This window comes from Variovorax sp. P1_H12_2, assembly GCF_056405335.1.
Genome location: NZ_JBFUCI010000370.1, coordinates 1 through 6,442, shown reverse-complemented (window position 1 = coordinate 6,442; position 6,442 = coordinate 1). Strand labels below are relative to the sequence as shown.

Annotated in this window: 6 protein-coding genes and 1 pseudogene; 3 read left to right on the top strand and 4 right to left on the bottom strand. The window is 70.1% G+C overall.

Features of this window, described 5'->3' with window-relative positions:
* The coding region (locus tag AC1D2K_RS27320; RefSeq protein WP_478092576.1) for a toxin-antitoxin system YwqK family antitoxin at positions 1 to 1,080 on the top strand (1,080 nt) is incomplete at its 5' end.
* A 99-nt stretch (positions 1,081 to 1,179) separates the two neighbouring features.
* On the opposite strand, the gene AC1D2K_RS27315 is transcribed toward AC1D2K_RS27320, so the two are convergent.
* Genes AC1D2K_RS27315 through AC1D2K_RS27305 form a run of 3 tightly spaced genes read right to left on the bottom strand, consistent with a single transcriptional unit; the run spans position 1,180 to position 4,145 of the window.
* Positions 1,180 to 2,157 (bottom strand): Bug family tripartite tricarboxylate transporter substrate binding protein, encoded by a 978-nt coding sequence (locus AC1D2K_RS27315; protein ID WP_442281973.1) that lies wholly within the window; start codon positions 2,155 to 2,157, stop codon positions 1,180 to 1,182.
* Between the two features lie 42 nt (positions 2,158 to 2,199).
* Positions 2,200 to 2,403: a hypothetical protein gene (locus AC1D2K_RS27310; RefSeq protein WP_478092573.1), complete on the bottom strand. Its 204-nt coding sequence runs from the start codon at positions 2,401 to 2,403 to the stop codon at positions 2,200 to 2,202.
* Positions 2,400 to 4,145, bottom strand: a complete 1,746-nt coding sequence (locus AC1D2K_RS27305; protein WP_478092571.1) for an FAD-dependent monooxygenase — start codon at positions 4,143 to 4,145, stop codon at positions 2,400 to 2,402. Before AC1D2K_RS27305 ends, AC1D2K_RS27310 begins: the two co-directional genes overlap by 4 nt.
* Before the next feature lie 74 nt (positions 4,146 to 4,219).
* On the opposite strand from AC1D2K_RS27305, the gene AC1D2K_RS27300 reads away from it, so the two are divergent.
* Complete coding sequence (locus tag AC1D2K_RS27300) at positions 4,220 to 4,996, top strand: LuxR C-terminal-related transcriptional regulator (RefSeq protein WP_478092569.1); 777 nt, start codon at positions 4,220 to 4,222, stop codon at positions 4,994 to 4,996.
* Between the two features lie 92 nt (positions 4,997 to 5,088).
* Here the strand turns inward: AC1D2K_RS27300 and AC1D2K_RS27295 are convergent, their stop codons facing one another.
* A complete protein-coding gene (locus AC1D2K_RS27295; protein ID WP_478092567.1) occupies positions 5,089 to 6,105 on the bottom strand; it encodes a fumarylacetoacetate hydrolase family protein in 1,017 nt (338 codons plus the stop codon).
* A 99-nt stretch (positions 6,106 to 6,204) separates the two neighbouring features.
* On the opposite strand from AC1D2K_RS27295, the pseudogene AC1D2K_RS27290 reads away from it, so the two are divergent.
* A pseudogene (locus AC1D2K_RS27290) lies at positions 6,205 to 6,442 on the top strand (DUF3108 domain-containing protein); the annotation flags it as partial.

The following is a 6,442-nucleotide window of genomic DNA, read 5'->3' as shown; positions in this document are numbered from 1 at the left end:
CTCAACGGCCAGGCGGCGAATCCGGCCAATGGCGGCACCACCGTCGGCAAAACCGGCCTGATGCGCTGCAAGGACCGCGACAGCGGCCTGCTGGTGCGCGAGCAGCAGATCCAGAGCGGCACCTTCACGGGCCTGGTGCGCTTCTACGAGGACGGCAAGCTCGTGAAGGAACACAGCGTGAACGCGCGCGGCAACATGGAGGGCCGGGCCCGCGAGTTCTCGCCCACCGGACAGGTGCTGCGCGATGCGACCTACGAGGACGGCCGCGAGATGGGCCTGGTGCGCAGCTTCTATGCGACCGGGTCGCTGCGCCGCGTGACCTTCTTCGCCGATGCGGCGGGCGAGCGCGCCTCGGTCGAGTTCACCGAAAGCGGCCAGCTCTCGGCACTGCGCTGCGGCGACAAGCCGGTGCTGGCGCCGGTGGCCGACGACGCACGGCTGTGCGGCTTCCGCGACGGCGCGTCGAAGGTCGAATTGTTCGACGCCCAGGGGACGCTGCGGTCGCGGCTGTCCTATGTGGCCGGCAAGCGGGTGCGCAGCGAAGACCTCTACGACAACGGCAAGCCCGCGACGCAGGACGAGGTGGTGGGCAACCAGCGCACCGAAAGACGCTTCTCCTCCGAAGGGATCAAGCGCCGCGAAGTGATCTCGCTGATCGGCGAGCGCGGCGCGGTCAAGCAGCGCGAGCAGGAGTTCTCCGAGAAAGGCACGCTGGTGCGCGAGCAGCTCTGGAACACCGCCGGGGCGCCGCTGAGCGACACCAGCTACTACCAGAACGGCCAGCCGCGCAGCAAGTCGGTCCATGGCGTGGACGGCAAGGCGCGCCTGATCGAGATCACCGAATTCCACGACAACGGCCAGCGGGCAGCCGTCGGCCGCTACCTGGCCAGCGACCGCCTCAGCCAGATCCCCATCGGCGCCCATCAACGCTTCAGCGACACGGGCGTCCTCATCGCCGAATCGATCTACGACAGCAAGGGCCGCATCACGCGCGAACGCGCCTGGGATCCCAGCGGCAAGCTGGAGCGCGACGACGAAGAGTTCGAGGACGGCTCACGCAGGGCCTTCGCGAAGCCGTAGCCCGGAAAGAGGGTCAGGCCGGCGCCGGGCCGCCCCAAGGCGGCCTGCGGCCCCCTCGGGGGGCAGCGACCACACGCAGTGAGGGAGCGTGGGGGCCAGTCAATCGAGCTTGATGCCCGCGGCCTTGATGATCGGGCCCCAGCGCTGGGATTCGGCGCGCGACAGGGCCGCGAACTGCTGCGGCGTGCCGGGCATCGCCTCCATTCCGAAGTCGTTGAAGCGCTTCTGCACCGCCGGCGCGGTGAATGCCCGATTGAGGTCGCCGTTGAGCCTGGCGACGATCGCCGGCGGGATGCCGGCCGGTCCCACGACGCCCTGGAAGGCGAACACTTCGGAATTCGCGACGCCCACTTCCGCCAGCGTCGGCACTTCGGGCAACAGCTTCGAGCGGCTGCCCGAGCCGATGGCCAGAACGCGCACCTTCTTGCTCTGCATGATGGACAGGCCCGAGGCGAGGTCGAGGAACATGGCCGGCACCTGGCCGCCCATCACGTCGGCCATCGCCGGCGCCGCACCGCGGTACGGAATGTGGGTGATGAAGGTGCCGGTGCGGACCTTGAACATCTCCATCGCCAGGTGATGCGGCGAGCCGTTGCCCGGCGAGGCGTAGTTGACCTTGCCCGGATTGGCCTTGACATAGGCCAGGAAGGCCTTGAAGTCCTGCGCCGGGAAGTCCGGGTGCACCACCAGCGCCAGCGGGAACTTGCCGATCGCGCCGATGTAGCTGAAGTCCTTCTCGGGGTTGAACGGCAGCTTGCTGAACAGGTGCTCGTTGAAGGCCAGCAGCGCGTTGTCGGCCGACATGATGGTGTAGCCGTCGGGCTTGGCCTTGGCGACCAGTTCGGCGCCGATGTTGGTCGACGCGCCGGGACGGTTGTCGATCACGATCTGCTGACCCAGCGTCTGCCGCATGGCCTCGGCCAGGGTGCGCGCGATCACATCGGTGCCGCCGCCGGCCGGGTACGGCACCACCCACTTGATGAGCTGGTCAGGATAGGCGCCCTGGGCGCGCGCCCACGGAGCGGCTGCAGCGGCCGCAGTCGCGGCGAGGGTGGTGAGCAGGGTTCTGCGATCCATCGAATAAGTCTCCTGGTTTCGTGTGTTCTGGAATGTAAGGGCTCAGGCGGAGAGCGACGGCACCGGCAAGCCATCCAGCGCCTGCGCGAGCGCGGCCCGGCAGCGTGCTTCGTCGCCGACCTGCTCGAACAGCAACAGCGCAAGCCGCGCGAGGAACAGCGATTCTCGTTCGGCGCCGGCTTCGCTGATGGCGCGCGCGCACTCGGCGTATACGCGGTCGCGGGCTTCGGGGGACAGGGCGGTCATGGGGACTCCTTGGTTGGCAGCACGGCGGCGCGCGCCAGGGCCCGCAGCAGCTCGCCCTCGGGCGGACGTCGCCAGCGCGCAACCACATGGCCGTCGGGGCGCAACAGATAGACGGCGCCCTGCGCCGCGCCGAGCGCCGCGAACACCTCGGGACCGGCTTCGCTCGGCAACAGCTCGCACAGCGCGACCGGCAGCGGCCCGGCCTGTGCCCGCGCCACGTCGGAGGCCAGGAGTAGGTCCGGCTCCTGCATGTTCAGCACCAGCACGGTGAAGGCCGGGCCGAGGCGGTCCGTCAGATGCAGGCCCTCGGCCAGCGCCTGCTCGGGCATGACCTCGCCCGGCCGCGGACCGGCGGTCAGCGCCTCGCCTTCGCTCGACAGCATCGATCCCTCGTAGCCCACGGCCTGCGTCTGGCGCGGGTTGATCAAATTGGCGATGCCCCGGTGCGCACCCGAGAGCGACAACGCCGCCTCGCGCAGCAAGTCGAAGCCGCGCGAGGGCGGCGACATGAATTCGGTGCTGCGCATCGCGTTCTCGGCATTGATGTGGAAGGCCGCGATGCGCTCCTGCGAGTAGCTGTCGAGCAGCGACGCCTCCGAGACGCCGCGGGCCACCAGCGCCAGCTTCCAGGCCAGGTTGTCGGCATCGTCGAAGCCGGAATTGAGGCCGCGCACGCCGAAGATCGGCATCGCATGCGCGGCATTGCCTGCGAACAGCACGCGGCCGTGGCGGTAGCTCTCGAGCGTCATCGCGCCGGCGCGGTAGACCGAGGTCCACACCGTGTGCCAGGGCAGGTGGCCTTCGCCGATGGCATCGAGATGGCGTTGCACGAACTCGGCCACCGCCGCGGGCTGCAGCGCCTCTTCGGTGCTCTGGCCCGCGCGCAGCTGGTAGTCGATGCGCCAGATGTCGTCGGGCTGGCGGTGCATCAGCACGGTCGAGCCGGGGTTCCAGGGTGGATCGAACCAGGCGCGGCGTTCGGTCGGATACGCGCTGTGCAGCTCGATGTCGATGATCACGTAGCGGCCTTCGTAGCCGGTGCCGACCAGTTCGAGGCCGAGCGACTTGCGCACGAAGCTCTGGCCGCCGTCGCAGGCGGCCAGCCACTCGCCGCGCAGCGCGTAATCGCCGAGCGCGTTGCGGGCCGCGAGCACCAGGCCGTCCGCATCCTCCACGAAGCCGGTGAGCTCGGTGCCCCAGCGGATGTCGATCAGTCCGGGCGTGGACGCGTTGCGGCGGTCGATCTCGTCCAGCAGGTACTGCTCGATGTAGTACTGCTCCAGGTTGATCATCGGCGGCAGCTTCTGCTGCTCGTCGTGCGGCATCTCGAAGCGGAACACCTCGTCGGTCTTGTAGTAGCTGCGCCCGCCCGTCCAGGGCAGGCCCTTGGCCAGGAAGGCCGGCAACGCGCCCAGGCGCTCGACGATCTCGAGGCTGCGGCGCGAAATGCAGGCCRCGCGGCTGCCGACGCAGACCGTGTCGTCGGCCTCCAGGATCACGCTGCGCACGCCATGGTTCGCCAGGCCGAGCGCGAGCGACATGCCGACCGGCCCGCCGCCCGCGATCACGACCGGATGGCGGCCGGGCTCGGCGCCCTTCTCCAGCGCCGGCATCCGGGGTTCGAAGCGCGTGTAGTGGAAGGCGCCGACCGAGGGCGGCAGGCCGGCGGCGGCTGGCGGCAGCGGACCGCTGGCGGCGTCGCCGGCGCGCGCAGCGGGAGGGTTCACGGCGGCAGTGTTCATGGAACGGGATTGTCCTGATGCAGCTGCGACGCCGATGTCGTAACTTCGTACGAAGTGTTAACCCCTAAATCGCAATGAAACGCTGGCCCGTCCGTGCCGCCGGCCAGGCCCTGTCAGCGCCCGTCGTCTGCGACGTGCTCGCGGGCATCGGCACGCCGCACCTGGCCGCCAGCTACCTGACGGCGATGCAGCGCGTGCTGCCCGTGACCTTCTGCACCGTGTTCGCGGCGAGCGCCAACGGCCGCATCGAAACCGTCTCGGCCGCCAGCACCTATGGCCACACGGCCGAGCGCACCGCCGAGCGCTACGTGGCCGAGCGCTTCGACCGGCTGGACCCCCACATGGCCTGGCTGGCCGCTCGCAAGCTGCCCAAGGGCCCGCAGATCTGGCTCGGCCACCATCGGGCCGAGGAGGTGGAAGACCCGGCCTACCGGGCCGCGTGCTACGGCGATGTCGGCATCCGGGAGCGCAGCTCGGTGCTGCTTCTGCTGCCGACCGGCCAGCGGGCGGCCGTGAGCTTCTACCGCAGCCTCGCCCAGCCCGATTTCGGCGCTGCGGATTTCGCGCTGCTCGAAACCCACGCCGCACTGCTCGCCGACGCCACCGCCGCCCATGCGCGCAGCGCAGTCGCTGTCCGGGAGGCCGCGGAGCCGGCGCTGGCATCGCGCCTGCTGGGCCTGAGCCTGCGCGAGCGCGAGGTGGTCGGCCACTTGCTGGCCGGCAAGACCGCCAAGGAGACGGCGCGCGAGATCGGCATCGAGCTCACGACCGTGCGCACCCACCAGTACCGGGCGTTCCGGCGGCTGGGGATACGGAGCCTGAAGGAACTGCTGCGGGGCGCGCGGGCCTGAGAGCCCCCACGCTCCCCCACTGCGTGTGGGTCGCTGCCCCCCAAGGGGGCCGCAGGCCGGCTTGGGGCGGCCCGGCGCCGGCCTGAGCGCGGCTACCTCGCCGCCGCCGGGGCCACCACTTCCTGGTCGATCGCGCCGAAGACCGACTGTCCGTCGCGGCCCTTCATCTCGATCTTGATGGTGTCGCCGTACTTCATGAACTCGGTGCTGGGCTGGCCGTCCTGGATGGTCTCGATGCAGCGCTTCTCGGCGATGCAGCTGTAGCCCTTGGGCCAGTCCATGCCGCCCTTCTTCTCGACGCCCTTGTTGCTCACCGTGCCGCTGCCGACGATGCTGCCGGCGCGCACGTTGCGGGTCTTGGCGATGTGGGCAATCAATTGCCCGAAGTGGAAGGTCATCTCCTCGCCCGCATCGCACATGCCGACCTTGCGGCCGTTCCAGGTGCTCTGCAGCGCCAGGTGCACGCGGCCGCCCTGCCAGGCGTCGCCCAGCTCGTCCGGGGTGACCGCGACCGGGCTGAAGGCGGTCGCGGGCTTGCTCTGGAAGAAGCCGAAGCCCTTGGCCAGTTCGGCTGGGATCAAGTTGCGCAGGCTGACGTCGTTGGCCAGCATCACGAGGCGGATGCCGTCGAGCGCCTGCGCCGGGGTGGCGCCCATCCTGACGTCGCCGGTGACGACCGCGATCTCGGCCTCGAAGTCGATGCCGAAGGCCTCGCTGGCGACCACCACCGGGTCGCAGGGGCCGATGAAGTCATCGCTGCCGCCCTGGTACATCAGCGGGTCGGTGTAGAAGCTCTCGGGCACTTCGGCGTTGCGCGCCTTGCGAACCAGTTCGACGTGGTTGAGGTAGACCGAGCCGTCGGCCCACTGGTAGGCCCTCGGCAGCGGCGCCATGCACTGCGCCGGATCGAAGGGAAAGGCGTGCCGGGCCCGCCCGCCGTTGAGTGCGTCGTAGAGGTCCTGCAGCTGCGGGCTCATGAAGCCCCAGTCGTCGAGCACCTGCTGCATGCGGCTGGCGATGCCGGTGGCGTAGTGGGCGCTGACGAGGTCGCGCGAAACGACGACGAGCTGGCCGTCGCGGGAACCGTCTTTGAGGGTGGCGAGTTTCATGGGTGGCGGCGAGTGCCGGCTCGGCATCGCTACTAAACTGGTTGGACGGGCGGCAGTGTACCGAGGTGAACCTCTGGGCCGGCGTCCGCTCCATCCCCGATGCTTCCCGCAGCCCTGCCCGATGCCCCCGACGCTCCGCGCCCACCCTGGCGCGGGCTCGCGCTGCTGACTGCGGCCGTGGTGCTGGCCCACCTGGCCTTGCTGGGGCTGACGCCACCGGTCACGGGCCCGCGCCCCTCTCCGCTCGCCAACACCTTCATCACGCGCAGCATCGTGGTCGCGCCGCCGCCGGCGCCCGAGCCGGCTGCTGCGGCGGCGGTGGTGGTCACGCCTGCAC

What these genes read in the sequence shown, in the direction of transcription:
- AC1D2K_RS27300 (WP_478092569.1), top strand. Translation starts at nt 4,220, where the DNA reads ATGAAACGCTGGCCCGTCCGTGCCGCCGGCCAGGCCCTGTCAGCGCCC.
- AC1D2K_RS27295 (WP_478092567.1), bottom strand. Translation starts at nt 6,105, where the DNA reads ATGAAACTCGCCACCCTCAAAGACGGTTCCCGCGACGGCCAGCTCGTC.
- AC1D2K_RS27310 (WP_478092573.1), bottom strand. Translation starts at nt 2,403, where the DNA reads ATGACCGCCCTGTCCCCCGAAGCCCGCGACCGCGTATACGCCGAGTGC.
- AC1D2K_RS27315 (WP_442281973.1), bottom strand. Translation starts at nt 2,157, where the DNA reads ATGGATCGCAGAACCCTGCTCACCACCCTCGCCGCGACTGCGGCCGCT.